Here is a 16,602-nt window from a genome sequence, read left to right as displayed (position 1 = left end):
CATTTTTCCGGCTCCAGTTCCAGACGGAAACGCCGGTCGGCGGGGATCGCCCTGAATGAGTTTGAATAGGGCTTGTCGCGCGCGCCGCTGTGCGTGATGTCGATAATAACCATGCCTTTCGGCGCATCGGGCAAAACCTCGTCCATTTCCAGCACGCGTGCGCACTGCAATGCAAGGACGTTGCTTTCGCCCTCATAGACTACCTGGCGGGCGACGGCCGCTTCGTGGCGCAACTGCGCTTCCCACTTTGCGCCCGCCTGGTCGAGGTGATGCGTGCCATAGACATACGCGTGACCGTAAGTAGTTTCGTCTTGCGGGACGACGTTGGCTTCGTCGCGAAAGCGTTCCCAGGCCGCGTCCGGGTTGTAATCCGCGACCACGAACGATTGCGGCACCGTCTTCGTGTGCGTCTTCAGTGACGTGATCGCCTCGACGCCGCCCGCTTCTAGCCCGGCCGCCTCGCGATAGGGCACGACAAGCTGCGGTTCGTAGATATAGTGATCGATATCGTCGCCATAGGCCTTCTGGTCGCCGTATTCCGTCTCGACGATATAGCTGAAGATTCCGGCCTTCTCCTGGAGCATGTGGCCGTAATCTAAATCCGTCATCCCGTACTGCATGCGAAACGCGTGCTGGGGATACTGCCTGCGTAGCGGGAACAGGAATTGATGTTCTCGCAGCCCGTGGGCGCGCAAACCGGCGGCCAGAATATCGGGTGTGGTGGCTTGCTGGAAAATCCTGTTGCGCGTCACCGCTTCCAGTCGGGCAGAGTGCGACTTGAGGATAATTTCGTACTTCGTGAACTCCTTCGTGTTCCGTACCGTCGAGAACCGCGCGATGAATCCCGAAAACTTCCGCACGTTCCCATCGTCGGCCACGATGCTGAACACCGCATCGCGGTTCAGAAAATCGGCGCGCGGTAGTTGCTGCGGGTGCGTCAGTTCGATATGGACAACGACGGGTTCCCCCATCTTTTCGGTGGCCGTGAACGAGACGACCGAGAGCGCCAATGAGGCATCTGTACCGGGCACGCTGAAGTGGTACGCCTGCCGTCCTGGCACCGCGGGCAGTGCGCGTTGCAGCTCCGCCATAGACCGGTCTCCTTACTGATTCTTTTTAGAGGAGCGGCCTGGCGCAGAGGAACTGCAAAGGAGGATAACGGCCGCGATGAGGGACTAACTTAGACCCTCAAGGCTTTTACCCTGTGAACCAATCCGCCTCAAATCAGTAAAGTCTGAAAATGCGTTATTTATTGTCAGGAGGTGATGATTCTGGTGTGGCGTGCAGGTGTCAGCACGCGCATAGCGACATCGAAGCGAAAAAAGCCCGCAGGACATGCGGGCCATCAGGAAATATAACGGGCTCGGACGGCCCCCTTCGATCCGATGCCGGTATCGCGGTCTGAGCCGGGTACTACTGCGGATGAAGCGGCGACTGCTCCCCGAGTGCGAAGCGATAGGGCTGCGTGAACGTGAACGGTACTCGCTCGCCACCTTTGTAAAGAGGCTTGCAGGTCGATCCGCGCATCGCGGCTAACGCGGCCTCGTCTAACTTCGTGTGGCCGCTGCTATGCGCGATGGTGACGCTGATGAGGCGGCCGTCTGCATCGACCGTCGCCTTGACGGCGGCCGTGCCCGTTTCGCCGTGCTCCCGCGATAGCAGAGGATACGCGGGCGCCTGGATGAGGCAATCGATTCGCGTATCGGGATGACGCGGCTGTGCGCAGCCTGTTAGTGTGAGGGTCAATGCGGCCGTGCTTGCGATCAGTTTGCGCATAATTTTGGTTGGGTAGCGTGCGCGGATCTTACCGGATCCTTTTGCCATCTCTGGACGTTTCGCCGGACCGCCATTACATTGGCGAGTCGCGGTGCCGTGGATGATCGCTCCACCGCCGCGTCACGGTCAACCCAGCGGTTCAACCACCACACGGATGAGCGCAATGAAGTATTCGAATCTGGTCGAGCGGCTGCAGGGGCGGCGCACGTCGGCATGGGAAATTCATCGGGTCGCGACCCAGGCGGCCGCCAACGGCGAGGACGTGATCGTGCTGAGCGTCGGCGACCCGGAGTTCGCGACGCCCGCGCCGGTCGTCGAGCGTGCGATCGATGCGTTGCGCGCCGGCGATACCCATTACACCGCGATCGCCGGCCGCGAGCCGTTGCGCGCGGCGCTCGCCGAGCAACACGCGCGCGCGACCGGTTGCGACGTCAGCGCCGCCAACGTGGTGCTGACCGCGGGCGCGCAGAACGGCGTGTTCGCGGTCTCGCTGTGTCTGCTCGAAGCGGGCGACGAAGTGATCGTCCCCGAACCGATGTACCTGACCTACGAGGCCTGCGTGCGCGCGGCCGGCGCGACGCTGGTCGCCGTGCCGGTCGATCCGGCGCGCGCGTTTCACGTCGACTGCGACGCGCTCGAAGCGGCCATTTCCCCGCGCACCAGGGCGATTTTCTTCGCGACGCCATGCAACCCGACCGGCGTGGTGATGCAACGCGCCGATCTCGAACGGATCGCGCGCCTCGCGCACGAGCACGACCTGTGGGTGCTGTCCGACGAGGTCTATGCGGAACTGACGTTCGAGCGCGAACACGTGAGCATTGCCTCGCTGCCGGGGATGGCCGCGCGTACGGTCACGCTCGGCAGTCTGTCGAAGTCGCATGCGATGGCGGGTTTTCGGGTCGGCTGGGCGATCGGTCCGGAGACGCTGATCGAACATATGGGACGGCTCGCGCTGGCGATGTTGTACGGCCTGCCTGGTTTTATCCAGCAGGCGGCGCTGACGGCGGTGCAGAACCGGGCGGCGATCGTCGGCGAAATCCGCGACATATACCGGCGCCGGCGCGACGTGGTGTTCGAGCGGCTGCATCGGGTGCCGGGGTTGCGCTGTCTGCTGCCCGAGGCCGGCATGTTCATCATGGTCGACGTCAGCGGCACCGGGCTCGATACCACCGAGTTCACGTGGCGGCTGTTTCGCGCGACGGGCGTGTCGGTGCTCGACGCGAGTGCGTTCGGCGACACCGCGAGCGGCTTCGTGCGGCTGGGGCTGGTGGTGGACGACGCGCGGTTGCTCGAAGCGTGCGAGCGGATTGCGAGGTTTGTCGAGCAGTTGCGAGCGTAACGGTTAGCGTCGCGCGGATCAGCCTTTCTGGCGAGCGAACCGCGATGCGGCTCGCTCGCGAGCGGGATCCCGTACGCGGCGACCATCCGCGCCAGGATTTCTTTGTGGCGGTTTTCTTCCCATGCATTCAGCGCGAGCGCGTCGCGCAGTTCCGGGTCGTCGAGCGTCGCCGCGTACGCGGCCATCCGCAGACGCGTGCGACCTTCGGTCTGCACCGCGATGTCCCAGATCGGCAGCGCGACGATGCGTTGCAACGTCGCCGCTTCGAGTTGCGGCCACGCGAGCACGGACGGGCGATACGGATTGAAGGTTTCGCGAAACATCCGGCACATTTCGCGGCGGTGCGCGTCGGAGCCGGGGATCAGCGCGCCGCTCGCGGCGCTGGTCCAGTGGCGCATCGTGTGGTCGGCGGCATCGAGAGCCGGGCCGTCGGCTTCGCCGTGCGGCAGTTGCGGCGCGCGAAAACCGGGGATCAGCGCGGCGGCGTCGAATGCGTCTGTTACCGGTTGGACCATGAATGCGCTCCGGGCTGGCGACGAAAGCGGCTTCGATTCTGCCACGAGTAGCGCGCGCGTTGCGGGTCGCGTCCGGTAGCGTCGCGTAGCGTGCTGTAGCGGCGAAACAAGCGATTTGTAATCTGCGACGCACCGCAACGAGGGCAATTGACGGCGCGTGAACTTGCGTCAGGAATCGAGCGCCGGGCGGGTTGTCGAAGCGGCTGTGTTGCGCTTCGGCGCGTGTCGACTCATGACGGAATACTTTATGGCCAAGCGCGTTTGTTTTTCGTTGTGTCGGGCGCCGCTGACGGCGCTACTGTGTGCCTGCAGTCTTGCGGCATTCGGTGAAGCGGGTAGGGCAGCGGAGCAGGCGGATGCGCCGGCTGCGGCGCAGGTTGGTTCGTCCTCTGCGGCCTCCGATTCTGCAGTCACCAGCAACCCAGGCTCAGACGCGAGCGCTGCGCCGCGCAGCAGTTCAGCGAACCAGCCACGAAAGCGCGCGTCTTCTCACGCAGACCCGCAAGCCGCGCCGCCGCCGACGGACATTCCGAACGCAACGGACCACCCGCACCACGACAGCAAAGCGTCGTCCCCAGCCACCGCAGCCACGCCGGTCCCGCCGGAAACCTCAAGCGTCACAACTCATTCGCTGCGCGTGAACGGCCGCAAGCTCGACTACACCGCGACCGCCGGCAATCTGCTTTTGCACGACAAAAGCGGCGCGGCCAACGCGAGTATGTTTTACGTCGCGTACACAGTGCCGACGAAAACGCCAGCGACGCGCCCCGTCACCTTCCTGTTCAACGGCGGCCCCGGCGCCGGCAGCCTGTTCCTGCTGATGGGTTCGGTCGGACCGAAGCGGGTGCGCACCGCGAGCCCCGCCAGCACGCCGCCCGCGCCGTACACGCTCGCCGACAACCCCGACAGCCTGCTCGACACCACCGACCTCGTGTTCGTCGACGCGATCGGCGCCGGTCTGTCGAAACCGGTCGGGCATGGCAGCGGCAAGGACTTCTGGGGCGTCGATCAGGATCTGCGCGCATTCGTGCAATTCATCGACCGCTATCTGACGGTCAATCAGCGCTGGAATTCGCCGAAGTATCTGTTCGGCGAATCGTACGGCACCGCGCGCGCGGCGATGCTCGCTTACGAATTGGGGCAGAACAATATCGCGCTGAACGGTGTGATTCTGCTGTCGTCGGTGCTCGATTCGGCCGCGTTCTCGCCGGGCCTCGATTTCAAGAGCGAAAGCTATCTGCCGAGTTTCGCGGCGATCGCGTGGTATCACGACAAGGTCGCGCCGAAGCCCGCGAACCTGCCGGCCTTCCTCGACGAAGCGCGCGCGTTTGCGCGCGGTCCGTATGCGCAGGCGCTCGCGCTAGGCGATGCATTGCCCGACGAGCAGCGCGACGCGATCGCCGCGCGCGTCGCGTACTTTACCGGGCTCGATGTCGGCTTCGTGAAGCGCAACCATCTGCGGCTGTACCCGTCCCGCTTTCGCAGCGAACTGCTGCGCGACGAGGCGCGCAGCGTTGGCCGTTATGACGCGCGTTTCGAAGGCATCGATGCCGACGCCGCCTCCGAGCATCCCGACTTCGACGCATCGGTAAGCAGCGTCGCGAACGCGTTCAACGCGGCGCTTCACCAGCATCTGGCCGACGATCTGCACTACACGCCGGCGGACCGCTACCGCGTATTCAACGACGACGCATTGCGGCAGTGGGACTGGAAGCATCGCGAATGGTGGGGCGAGCATCTGCAATTGCCGTACGCGGGCGGCGATCTCGCCGAAGCGATGCGGCAGAATCCGCGCTTGCGGGTGCTGTCGCTGAATGGCTATTTCGATCTGGCCACGCCGTTCTACGCGACCGAATACGCGCTCTCGCACCTCGATCTCGACCGTACGCTGCGCGAGAATGTACGGATTACGTACTATCCGACCGGCCACATGGTCTATCTCGACGATGCCGCGCTGCATGCGCTGAAGCGCGATCTGGTGAGTTTCTACAGCGCGCCAGGTCAATGAGCGGGCACGCGTTGCGCACGATCGGCGCGCGCGGTCGAACGCTATAATTCCACGCACTGTGGAGCCGCCGCGCCGCTGCCGTCGCCGCCGGCCGCTCCGTCCACCGGCTTCACCGATTGCTGCCCCATGCCATTTACCCCGATCCCGTCCTTCGCACGCAAGCGCCTCTCCGACGTGGTATCCGACCAGATCAAGCAACTGATCTCGGAAGGCACGCTGATGCCCGGCGACCGTCTGCCGGCCGAACGCGATCTCGCCGCGCAGCTCGGCGTGTCGCGGCCGTCGCTGCGCGAAGCGTTGATCCGGCTCGAAGCGGACGGCTATATCGAAACCTCGGGGCGGGGCGGTTTTACCGTCGTCGACGTGACCGCGCCGATCATCTCGAAGCCGCTCGCCGAACTGCTGCTGCAAAATCCGCGCACCAGCGCCGACATTCTGGAACTGCGCCAGGGACTCGAAGCGATCTCGACCGTGTACGCCGCGCAGCGCGCGACCGCCGCCGATCTGAAGAAAATCGGCGCCGCGTTCGACGCGTTGAAGACCGCTTCGCAGGCCGGCGACCGCACCAATCTCGCCGAACTCGACGCCGCGTTTCACCTGGCGATCGCCGACTCCACGCACAACGTGGCGCTCGCGCACGTGATGCACGGCATTCACACGCTGATTCGCGAAGGGATGCGCCAGTATCATCGATTGATCGACTACGACGCCGCGATGGAAAAGCAGTTGATGAACCAGCATCAGGCGATTTACGACGCGGTGATCGCGCGCGACGCGCCGAAAGCGCGCAAGGCGGCCGAGCGCCATCTGGCCTTCGTGCGCGAGCTTTACAAGGACGATGCGGCGAAGCCGGTCAGCAGCGCGCTGTCCTGAGCCGGCCGGCCCAAGCGCCGGCGCGGGTTGACACCCGATTGCTCCTGATTGACACCCCAATCGGACTTTTCTATAGTCTTGGTCAGACCAACATGACCAGTCTAGCCACACGCTGCGCGGTCACGATCCCCGCCGTTGTTTTCCCCACCGGAAGCTATGAAAGTCGCGCTGTTTATCCCGTGTTTTATCGACGCGTTCTATCCCGAAGTCGGCATCGCGACGCTCGAACTGCTCGAGCGTTTCGGCATCGAGGTCGACTATCCGCAGCAGCAGACCTGCTGCGGCCAGCCGATGGGCAATAGCGGCGCGCATGCCGATGCCGCCGCGACCGAGCGCCTGTTCGCGCGCAACTTCGCCGGCTACGACTACATCGTCGGTCCGTCGGCGAGCTGCATCCATCACGTGCGCGAACATTTGACCGCCCTCGAACAGACCGACGAAGTGAAGAAGGTGCGCGCGAGTGCGTACGAGCTGGTCGAATTTCTGCACGACGTGGTCGGCGCGCGCGAATTTCCGTGGGCCGAGTTTCCGCATCGGGTCGGATTGCATACCAGTTGCAGCGCGCTGCGTCATCTGAAGCAGGCGTCGGCGTCGGAAATCGCGGGTGTGCCGTTTTCGAAGCCGCGCACCTTGCTTGAAGGCGTGAAGGGAATCGAGTTCGTGAAGCCGGCACGGCCTGACGAATGCTGCGGTTTCGGCGGCACGTTCTCGGTGACCGAAGAGGCGGTGTCGGTGCGGATGGGGCAGGACAAGGTGCGCGACCATCTGAACGCGGGCGCCGAATACATCGTGTCCGGCGACATGTCGTGTCTGATGCATCAGCAAGGCTGCGCGGAACGGATGAAGGCCGACGCGCGCTTTATTCATATCGCGCAGGTTCTCAATGGAGCGCGCGTATGAGCGGACGCGAACCGCGCATCGATCACGCGAAGGCGGCCGGTGCGTTTATCCAGAAGACCGAGCACGTCGCGTTTCACGACCGGCGGTTGTGGGATCTGCGCGAGAAGCGCGATGCGCAGGCGCACGGAATCGCCGAATGGGAAACCTTGCGCGCGCTCGCGTCGGGGATCAAGGAACATACGCTGTCGCATCTGGCGGACTATCTCGAGCAGTTCTCCGCCGCGGCCGAAGCGAATGGCGTGGTCGTCCATTGGGCGGCGACCGCCGAAGAGCACAACGCGATCGTTCACAGGCTGATGTCCGAGCGCGGGATGACCACGCTGGTGAAAAGCAAGTCGATGCTCACCGACGAATGCCGGATGCGCGAATACCTCGAACCGCGCGGCATCACGGTGATGGAAACGGATCTCGGCGAGCGCATCCAGCAGCTCGATCATCAGGACCCGAGTCATATGGTGGTGCCCGCGGTGCACAAACTGCGCGCGGACGTGGCCGAACTGTTCGGCCGCACCATCGGCACCGATCCGCACAATAGCGACATTCACTATCTGGCCGAAAGTCAGCGAATGAATACGCGACCGTATTTCGTGCGCGAGAAAACCGCCGGGATGACCGGCTGCAATTTCGCGGTCGCGGAGACCGGCACCGTGGTTGTGTGTACTAACGAAGGCAATGCCGATCTGTCGGCCAATGTGCCGCCGCTGCATATCGCGTCGATCGGCATCGAGAAGCTGATTCCGAAAGTGGCCGATCTCGGCGTGTTCGTGCGGATGCTGTCGCGCAGCGCGCTGGGTTCACCGATCACGCAGTACACGTCGCATTTCCGCGCGCCGCGCCCCGGCACCGAGATGCATTACATCCTCGTCGATCATGGCCGCTCCGAGCGGCTCGCGATGGAGGACTTCTGGTACTCGCTCAAATGTATTCGCTGCGGCGCGTGCATGAATACCTGTCCGGTTTATCGACGCAGCGGCGGGCTTTCGTACGGCGGCACCTATTCGGGGCCGATCGGCGCGATCATCAATCCGACTTTCGATCTGAAACGCTATAGCGCGCTCCCGTTCGCATCGACGCTGAACGGCAGTTGCACGAACGTGTGTCCGGTGAAGATCAATATCCACGAACAGATCTACAAATGGCGCGCGGTGATTGCCGAGCATCATGAAGTGCCGTTCGTGAAACAGGAAGTACTGAAGATGGCGGGGCGATTGCTCGCGAGTCCGACCTTGTATCGCGCGACGGTCGCGTCGATGGGCAGCGCGTTGCGGCGCCTGCCGAATTTCGTTCTATATAACCCGCTGAACATCTGGGGGCGGCAACGCGAGTTGCCCGACGCGCCGAAAATGACTTTTCATGCGTGGTACAAGAAGAATCGCGGAGGCGGCGATGACAACGCGTGAGGACTTTCTTGCCAAAGTACGCGCCGCGCAGCCGGTGGGACGTCCGCGCCCCGATGTGCCGCTATTCGACGCGCGCGGCGGCGATCTGCGCGAGCGTTTCACGGCCGCGTTGCAGACGATGGGCGGCAGCTGTGTCGAAGCGGCGAACGCGAGCGACGTGAGCGAGTTGATTCGCGAGCGCTTCGGCGCGGACGCATCGATTGCATCGGCGGTGGCGGAAGTGCCGGGCACCCGCGCTATTTCCGCCGCGACCGATCCCGCGTCGTTGCAGGACGTCGACGTGGGCGTCGTGCGTGCGCGTTTCGGCGTCGCCGAGACCGGCTCCGTATGGTTCAGCGAACGCGAGTACGTGGTCAATGCATTGGGCTATATCGTCCAGCATCTGGTCGTGCTGCTCGATCCGTCGCAACTGCTCGACGGCTTGCAGGACGTTTATCGCCGCGACGATTTTCTCAGCGCCCGCTATGCGGCGCTCGTCACCGGACCGTCGGCGACCGCCGATATCGAAGGGGTGCTGATTCGCGGCGCGCAGGGGGTGCGGTCGTTGACCGTGGCGTGGCTGGCGGCTTGACGCTCGCCGCTTAAAGCGGCGCCGGTTGCCATGCCGGACTTTGCTATCATCACTGTATAAACATACAGGTCCTGCAAAACCCCGTGGCAACCGCTGCTTTCCCGGAGTTCCGCTCCGAAGTCCCTTACTACCTGGTCAATTTCGAGCGCGCGCTTGCATGGCTCGCCGCGCGTTACGACGATCTGCTCGACGCCGACGAACACGCGTTTCTGCGAACCTTCGCGGTGTTGCCGCAGGCGTCGCGCGCGTTGCTGGTGCGCATGCTGATGCGTGAGGGCACGCTGTTTCGCGCGAGCCGCCTCGTCTACGAAGAGATCGGTTGTCCATTGCAGGCGGCGCAGCCATTAACCGTGCACGGCTGGATCGACCCCGAGCCGCCGCTGTCCCTCGACGAACTGTTCGCGCTCAGCACCCGCGCGCAATTGCTGGAGATTTTCGCGGAGAGCATCGCGCGAATTCCCGGCGCGAAGGCATTGCGTAAGCCGGAACTGCTGGCCACGCTGCACGCGCTGCATCAGCACGAAAGTCACGACGGCCATGGCGCCCACCGTGGCCGCGACGCGACCGCTGCTGCGCCGCGTGCGCTCGCCGGCTGGCACGAGGCCAGCACCGACCGCGTGCTGCACGTCGCGATCGCGCCGCTGTGCGAGCGTCTGCGGCTGATGTTCTTCGGCAATCTGCATCAGGACTGGACGGAATTCGTGCTCGCCGATCTCGGCATCTTCCAGTACGAGAAAGTCGCGCTCGAACCGTCGTCGCGCGCGTTCCAGCAACGCGCGGACGTCGACGTATATCTCGCGCTGCACGCGTGCCGAGAAGCGCTCGACTGGCTGCCGCATGAAGACGAAGGCGAAGGCGAAGGCGAAGGCGAAGGCGGCGCCGCCGCCGCGCTGCACGAACTGATCGCCACCGTCCGCGCGATCGAAACCGCGAACCCGTGGCTCGAAACGCGCCGTGCGAAGCTGCTATTCGGCATCGGTCAGGATTGCGAACGTCGCCAGCGGTGGTCCGCCGCGCTCGCAGTGTATGAAGTGTGCGCGTGGCCGGGCGCGCGGCATCGGCGGATTCGCGTGCTGGAGCGCAGCGAACAATGCGCGGACGCGTTCGCGCTCGCGGTGCAGGCGGCGGCCGCGCCGGAGAGCGAAGAAGAAGCGCAGCGGGTCGCGCGAATGTTGCCGCGGCTGCGGCGCAAATTGGGCGAGCCGGCGCCGCGCGCGGTGGCGGCGCGGCCGGTCGAACGCGCGACGCTGGTGCTGCCGAAGCCCGCCACGCCGCTCGCGGTCGAATACGTGGTGCGCGATCATCTGAGCAGCGAGACCGCGCCCGTGCATTACGTCGAGAATGCGCTGATCAATTCGCTGTTCGGCCTGTTGTGCTGGGAGCCGGTATTCGCGGCGCTGCCCGGCGCGTTTTTCCACCCGTTCCAGCGCGGACCGGCCGATCTGCATGCGCCGGATTTTCACGCGCGCCGCGCCGCGCAATTCGCCGCGTGTTTCGCGCAACTCGATAGCGACGCGTATCGCGACACGATTGCCCGGCATCTGCGCGACAAGGCCGGGCTGCAATCGCCGTTCGTGTTTTGGGGGCTGCTCACGCCCGAACTCGTCGCGCTGGCGCTCGACTGTCTGCCGGCCGCGCATCTGAAGCTGTGGTTCGAGAGGCTGTTACGCGACATTCGCGGCAACCGCTCGGGGCTGCCCGATCTGATCCGCTTCTGGCCGGCCGAGCGTCGCTACGAACTGATCGAGGTGAAGGGCCCCGGCGATCGTCTGCAGGACAACCAGGTGCGCTGGCTCGCGTACTGCGCGCAGCACGGGATGCCGGTACGCGTGATCGACGTGCGTTGGGCCGAAACGGGCGATGAAGCCGCTCACGGAACCGAGCATGAAGTCGCTCCCGACGCCGCGCGCGGAACCGCTGGCGAAGTGGCCCGCGAAGCCGCGGCGAGCGCAGGCGCATCAACCATCGTGGAGCGCCGCACATGAGCTACGTGGTCGCGGTCCGCGCGATGTGCGAATTCACCGCGCGGCGCGGCGATCTCGATCTGCGCTTCACGCCCGCGCCGACCTCGCTCGAAGGGATCGCCGGTCATCAGATGGTCGCCGGGCGGCGAGCCGCCGGTTACGAAAGCGAACTCGCGCTGAGCGGCAGCCATCGCTCCTTGACGGTGCGCGGCCGCGCGGACGGCTACGATCCGCTCGCGAACCGGCTCGAAGAAGTGAAGACCTATCGCGGCGATCTCGACCGGATGCCGGCCAATCATCGCGCGCTGCACTGGGCGCAGGCGCTCGTGTACGGGCATCTGCTATGCCGCGCGCGCGGGCTCGCCGGGTTGACCGTCGCGCTCGTGTACTTCGATATCGGCAGCCAGAAGGAAACCGTGCTCACGCAGTCGCACGACGCGCGCGAGCTGGAAATCTTTTTCGTCGACCAGTGCGAACGGTTTCTCGACTGGGCGGTGCAGGAGGACGCGCATCGCGCCGCGCGCAATGCGGCGCTCGCCGCGTTGCGGTTTCCGCATGCGCAATTCCGGCATGGTCAGCGCGAGCTGGCGGTTGCCGTCTATAGGGCCGCACGCGACGGCAAGCCGCTGATGGCGCAGGCGCCGACCGGCATCGGCAAAACCGTCGCGACGCTGTTTCCGCTGCTGAAGGCGTGCGGCGAAGACCGGCTCGACCGTGTGTTCTTTCTGACCGCGAAGACGCCGGGGCGCGCGCTCGCGCTGGAGGCGATCGATACGCTCCAGCGGAACTCGCCCGCGCTGCCGCTTCGAACCCTGGAACTGGTCGCGCGCGACAAAGCCTGCGAGCACCCCGACAAGGCCTGCAACGGCGAATCCTGTCCGCTCGCGCGCGGCTTCTACGACCGTCTCGACGCGGCGCGCGTGACCGCGCTGGCGTCGCCGCGGCTCGATCGCGCGGCGGTGCGCGACGCGGCGCTCGCGCACGAGATCTGTCCGTACTATCTGGCGCAGGAACTGGCGCGTTGGGCCGATGTGATCGTCGGCGATTACAACTACTACTACGACGGCAGCGCGATGCTGTTCGCGCTCACGCAGCTCAATCAGTGGCGCGTCGGCGTGCTGGTCGACGAAGCGCACAACCTGCTCGAACGCGCGCGCCGCATGTACAGCGCGTCGCTCGATCAAAGCGCGTTCCGGCTCGCGCGCGCCAGCGCGCCGGCCGCGCTGCGCAAGCCGCTAGAACGGCTGCAGCGCGAATGGAACGCGCTCAAGCGCGCGCAGACCGAGCGCTATCAGGTCTATCCGGCCGTGCCGGCCAAGCTGTTGACGGCCGCGCAGAATCTGATCGGCGCGGTCACCGAGCAACTGGCCGACGCGCCGCTCTCGATCGACGAGCACGCGCTGCGCTTTTTCTTCGACGCGATGCAGTTCGTCGCGCTCGCCGAACAGTTCGGCGAACACTCGATGTTCGACGTGACGCTCGGCACCGACCGCTACGCGCCGCGCGACAAGACCACCGCGACGCTATGCGTGCGCAACGTGATTCCCGCATCGTTTCTGGCGCCGCGCTACGCGGCCGCGCGCACCACGGTGATGTTCTCCGGCACGCTCAATCCGCAGCATTTCTATCGCGACACGCTGGGCCTCGCCGGCGACACGCAGTGGCTTAACGTTGAAGGGCCGTTTCGCGCGGAGCAGTTGCAGGTGCGGGTGGCCGCGCATGTGTCGACCCGCTGGCGCGACCGCGAGCGCTCGCTGGAACCGATCGTCGAACTGATCGCCGCGCAGTACCGCGCGCAGCCCGGCAACTACCTGGGGTTCCTGAGCAGTTTCGACTATCTGCAGCAGGTGGCCGCGCTGCTGCGCGAGCGTCATCCCGAGTTGCCGGTCTGGACCCAGGAGCCCGGCATGGACGAAGCCGCGCGCGACGCGTTTCTCGCGCGCTTTAAGACCATGAACGAGGGGATTGGCTTCGCGGTGCTCGGCGGCGCGTTTTCGGAGGGAATCGACCTGACCGGTCAGCAGCTGATCGGCGCGTTCATCGCGACGCTCGGCCTGCCGCAGATCAACGACGTCAACGAGCAGATGCGCCGCACGCTCGACGCGCGCTTCGGCCACGGCTACGACTACATGTACCTGTATCCGGGTTTGCAGAAGGTCGTGCAGGCGGCGGGGCGGGTGATCCGCACCGAGGACGATCGCGGCGTCGTGCATCTGATCGACGACCGCTATCGCCGGCCCGAGGTGCGCAGGTTGTTGCCGGGTTGGTGGCGGGTGGATTAATCAGGAACCCGGATCAACGGTTCAGGCCGCCGCCAGCCTTGACCCTCACGCGTGCGGCGACGTCGAGCCCGGATTGCCCGGCGTGCCCGGACCGCCGGCCGGCGTCGGATCGACCGGAATCTGATCGTCGACCGGCGCGTCGCCCTTGTGGGTGTCGTCCTTGTCCGTAGCGGTTTCGTCGGCCGGATGCGGCAGCGGGCGCGGCGCGCTGGAGACGACCTTGGCCGCCTTGCTGGCCGGATCCCACGTGAGCAGTTGCCGCTGCGGATTGGCGATCTCGATGCCGCGTTCGCTGAAGCGTTCGAGAATGCGCCGGTTGAATTCGCGCTGCACGCCCCAGCGCGAGGTGTCGCGGCACTGCATCTGACCGGCCAGCGTGACCGCCGAACCGTCGACCGCATCGACGCCCCAGAACGCGAAGTCGGACAGGATGCCGTCCTTGTACTTCTCGTCCTCGCGCAGCGACGCGCCGATTTCCTTCAGCGTGTCGATCGCGCGTTCGACGTCCTGGCCGAACACGATATTCACGCGCACCGCCGCGTTGCCGATCCCGCGATTGGTATTGTTGACCGTCGTCACCGAACTGAACGGCACGGTAAACAGCGAGCCGTCGCTGCCGCGCAGCCGCACCGTGCGGATCGACAGATATTCGACGGTGCCCGACACGCCCGCGAGCGTGACCCAGTCGCCGACCTGCATCGCGTTTTCCATCAGCAGGAAGATGCCGGTGATGAAGTCCTGCACCAGCTTCTGCGAGCCGAAGCCGAGCGCGACGCCGAAGATACTCGCGCCCGCAAGCAGCGGCCCGATATTCACGCCGAGCTGACTCAAGCCGGTCAGTACGACGATCAGCGCGATCAGAACGAATAGCGCGCTGCGCAGCATCGGCATCAGCGTGCGCAGCCGCGCGGCGCGCACCAGGTCGCCGCGGCTGGTCCAGTTATCGAGGCGCCGCTCGGCCGACACGTTGACCACCTCCCAGACCACCAGCGCGATGACCGCGGCGATGAGGATCGTCGCGAGCGCCGACGCGAGCCGGTGACCGATCGTGCCGGCGCGGAACAGCTCGACCACGTGAATGCCCCACGCCTGCAACAGCAGCAGCGCGGTGACGATGCCGATCAGCCAGCCGATCACGCGGCGCAGCAGCGGATAGTAGCGGTACGCGTGCTGATGCACGAGCGAGCGCGATTCTTCGTCCTGCACATTAAAGATCCGCGCGAGCGCGCCGAACACGACGATCGACACGACCCGCGCGCCGATCAGGACCGCCAGCGTCATGCCGCCGACGTTGACCAGCACGTGATAGCCGTTCTGCACGTCGAACGCCCATACGAACCACAGCGCCATCACGATCACCACGGTGACCCACGCCCATGCATCGGCGAGCGCGTTGCCGAACATCTGCAGCGACTCGTGCGCGGAGAAGCGCTTGCGAATCCGGTTGGCGATCGGTTTCGCGCATTGCAGCACGAGGATCGAGATCAGCACGTGCGCGACCAGCGCGACCACCTTCAGCAGCGCGAGATGCGCGGCGTCGTTCAGGCCGAGCGCCAAAGCGATCTCGGCGAGCGCGACACCGGCGCCGACCACACCGACGATCCGCACGATCCACCTGAGCACGTACGCGGCCCACGCGTCGCTCATGCGCAGCAGGCGCAGACGCGGCGCGCTCGGTTGCAGGAAGAACGCGCCGACGATCGCCACGCAGCGGCACAGCACGTAGATGTCGATCAGCGCATCGAGCGCGCGGTCCTGCGGCGTGCCGTTGCTGGTGAAGAACGACATCAGCGCGCTCGCCGCGCCGACGAAGGCCGCGAGCGGCACCAGCCGCACCAGCGTGATCAGCAGCGCGCGCGGCAGACGTTGCAGCAGCGTCCAGTGATGGGTCGCGTTGCGTTTGCCTTCGGCTTCTTTCGCGCGGCCTCGTTCGGACGGGCTCAGATGCGCGGCATACGGCGCGGCCGGACCGGTCGCGACGGCCTGCGCCTCGGCTTCGAGCGCGGGCGGCAGCGTCACGCCCGGCGGCAGCGGCGGCGTGCTGGTCGGCACGTGTTCGAGCGGCGCGGCGGGCGTCGGGGTCGGGGCGAGCTGTTGTTTCGATGGCGGCTGCGACGCTTGCGCGTCGTCGCTGTCGTCCTGCAAGCCGAGTTCGCGGCGCGCGGCGATCGCCTTATAGGCGCGCCGCAACAGCCGCTTGACGATCCATTCGAGCAGCAGCGCGGGAATCAACGCGGCGAGCAGCGACCCCAGGACATCGAACAATGTCGAGCGGGCCTGCGGATTGTGCATCTGCCAGTTCCACCACGCGCGCACCGACGCGACGTCGAACAACGCGGCGACCGAGCCGCGCAGCGACCTGGCCAGATAGCCGGCCCAATGCGCGCCCTGACGCGCGATCTGTGACGCGAGGCCATTGGATTTCAGCGCGTCGGGCACCAGCGCGGCGACCCCGCTTGCCGGCGCGGGCGCGGAAGCGGCCGCCGGCGCGGCGGCGGGCGGCGCGCTCAATGCGCCGGCGGCGGCGATCGCCTGCAAGGTATCGGCGACCTGCGCGCGGCGCTTCGGATCGTTGAGCACGGAGAGCGCTTCGCGGGCCTGTTCCGGCGTCAGCGAAACCGGGGCGGAAGCGGGTGTCGCGGCGGTGGTCTGCGCTGCCGCGGCGACGGCGGGAGCCGCGCCGGCAAGCAGGAGAACGAAGAACCAGACACGCAATAATTTTTGCATAGGGTGTAAAGCGGGAGCAGGCGAAAGCGGAAGATTGTGCCGGAACGGCGCGCGTGTTTCAGCGAAGCGATCCAGAACCGACTCCGCGCGGCGCGCACAAGTTCCTGCGGCGACGCGCGGCGGGGCGGGTTTCAGAGCGATACGGCAGGGCCGTCGTGAGTGGCGAAGGCAATTTGTAAGGATTGCCGATGACGACCGGTAAGCTCGTCGGAAGGTAGCACAAAGCCTGCCCGGGTCCGGCGGGAGG

12 protein-coding genes are annotated in these 16,602 nt (G+C 65.7%); 9 read left to right on the top strand and 3 right to left on the bottom strand.

Going from position 1 to position 16,602, the window contains the following annotated elements; genetic code table 11:
* Both BTH42_RS27710 and BTH42_RS27705 read right to left on the bottom strand, forming a co-directional pair.
* A partial coding sequence (locus BTH42_RS27710) for a type VI secretion system Vgr family protein (protein WP_143752224.1) occupies window positions 1-1,091 on the bottom strand: 1,091 nt, incomplete at its 3' end.
* Between the two features lie 322 nt (window positions 1,092-1,413).
* Window positions 1,414-1,824: an energy transducer TonB gene (locus tag BTH42_RS27705; RefSeq protein ID WP_075304357.1), complete on the bottom strand. Its 411-nt coding sequence runs from the start codon at window positions 1,822-1,824 to the stop codon at window positions 1,414-1,416.
* 115 nt (window positions 1,825-1,939) lie between these two features.
* Between BTH42_RS27705 and BTH42_RS27700 the strand changes: the two genes are divergently transcribed.
* From BTH42_RS27700 to BTH42_RS27660, 9 genes are all read left to right on the top strand, one after another.
* Window positions 1,940-3,115, top strand: coding sequence for a pyridoxal phosphate-dependent aminotransferase (locus tag BTH42_RS27700; RefSeq protein WP_075304356.1), 1,176 nt, complete (start codon window positions 1,940-1,942; stop codon window positions 3,113-3,115).
* Window positions 3,116-3,159: 44 nt separating this feature from the next.
* Window positions 3,160-3,681, top strand: coding sequence for a hypothetical protein (locus tag BTH42_RS35650; protein ID WP_178392250.1), 522 nt, complete (start codon window positions 3,160-3,162; stop codon window positions 3,679-3,681).
* A 196-nt stretch (window positions 3,682-3,877) separates the two neighbouring features.
* Complete coding sequence (locus BTH42_RS27690) at window positions 3,878-5,638, top strand: S10 family peptidase (RefSeq protein WP_075304355.1); 1,761 nt, start codon at window positions 3,878-3,880, stop codon at window positions 5,636-5,638.
* A 126-nt stretch (window positions 5,639-5,764) separates the two neighbouring features.
* The gene (locus BTH42_RS27685; RefSeq protein ID WP_075304354.1) at window positions 5,765-6,511 is read left to right on the top strand and encodes a FadR/GntR family transcriptional regulator; all 747 of its coding nucleotides are present in this window, start codon (window positions 5,765-5,767) and stop codon (window positions 6,509-6,511) included.
* A 156-nt stretch (window positions 6,512-6,667) separates the two neighbouring features.
* Entirely contained in the window at window positions 6,668-7,411 is a 744-nt protein-coding gene (locus BTH42_RS27680; protein WP_075304353.1) for a (Fe-S)-binding protein, read from the top strand.
* Window positions 7,408-8,811: a lactate utilization protein B gene (locus tag BTH42_RS27675; protein ID WP_075304352.1), complete on the top strand. Its 1,404-nt coding sequence runs from the start codon at window positions 7,408-7,410 to the stop codon at window positions 8,809-8,811. Before BTH42_RS27680 ends, BTH42_RS27675 begins: the two co-directional genes overlap by 4 nt.
* On the top strand, window positions 8,798-9,382 hold the full coding sequence (locus BTH42_RS27670) for an LUD domain-containing protein (RefSeq protein WP_075304351.1): 585 nt from the start codon (window positions 8,798-8,800) through the stop codon (window positions 9,380-9,382). Before BTH42_RS27675 ends, BTH42_RS27670 begins: the two co-directional genes overlap by 14 nt.
* Window positions 9,383-9,465: 83 nt before the next feature.
* Window positions 9,466-11,367 (top strand): VRR-NUC domain-containing protein, encoded by a 1,902-nt coding sequence (locus BTH42_RS27665; RefSeq protein ID WP_075304350.1) that lies wholly within the window; start codon window positions 9,466-9,468, stop codon window positions 11,365-11,367.
* Entirely contained in the window at window positions 11,364-13,628 is a 2,265-nt protein-coding gene (locus tag BTH42_RS27660; RefSeq protein ID WP_075304349.1) for an ATP-dependent DNA helicase, read from the top strand. Before BTH42_RS27665 ends, BTH42_RS27660 begins: the two co-directional genes overlap by 4 nt.
* A gap of 45 nt (window positions 13,629-13,673) precedes the next feature.
* Here the strand turns inward: BTH42_RS27660 and BTH42_RS27655 are convergent, their stop codons facing one another.
* Entirely contained in the window at window positions 13,674-16,355 is a 2,682-nt protein-coding gene (locus BTH42_RS27655) for a mechanosensitive ion channel domain-containing protein (protein ID WP_075304348.1), read from the bottom strand.
* Window positions 16,356-16,602 lie beyond the last annotated feature (247 nt).

Origin of the sequence: Burkholderia sp. SRS-W-2-2016, from assembly GCF_001931485.1 — a bacterium.
Taxonomy (GTDB): domain Bacteria; phylum Pseudomonadota; class Gammaproteobacteria; order Burkholderiales; family Burkholderiaceae; genus Paraburkholderia.
This window is presented reverse-complemented; position numbering and strand designations above follow the sequence as displayed.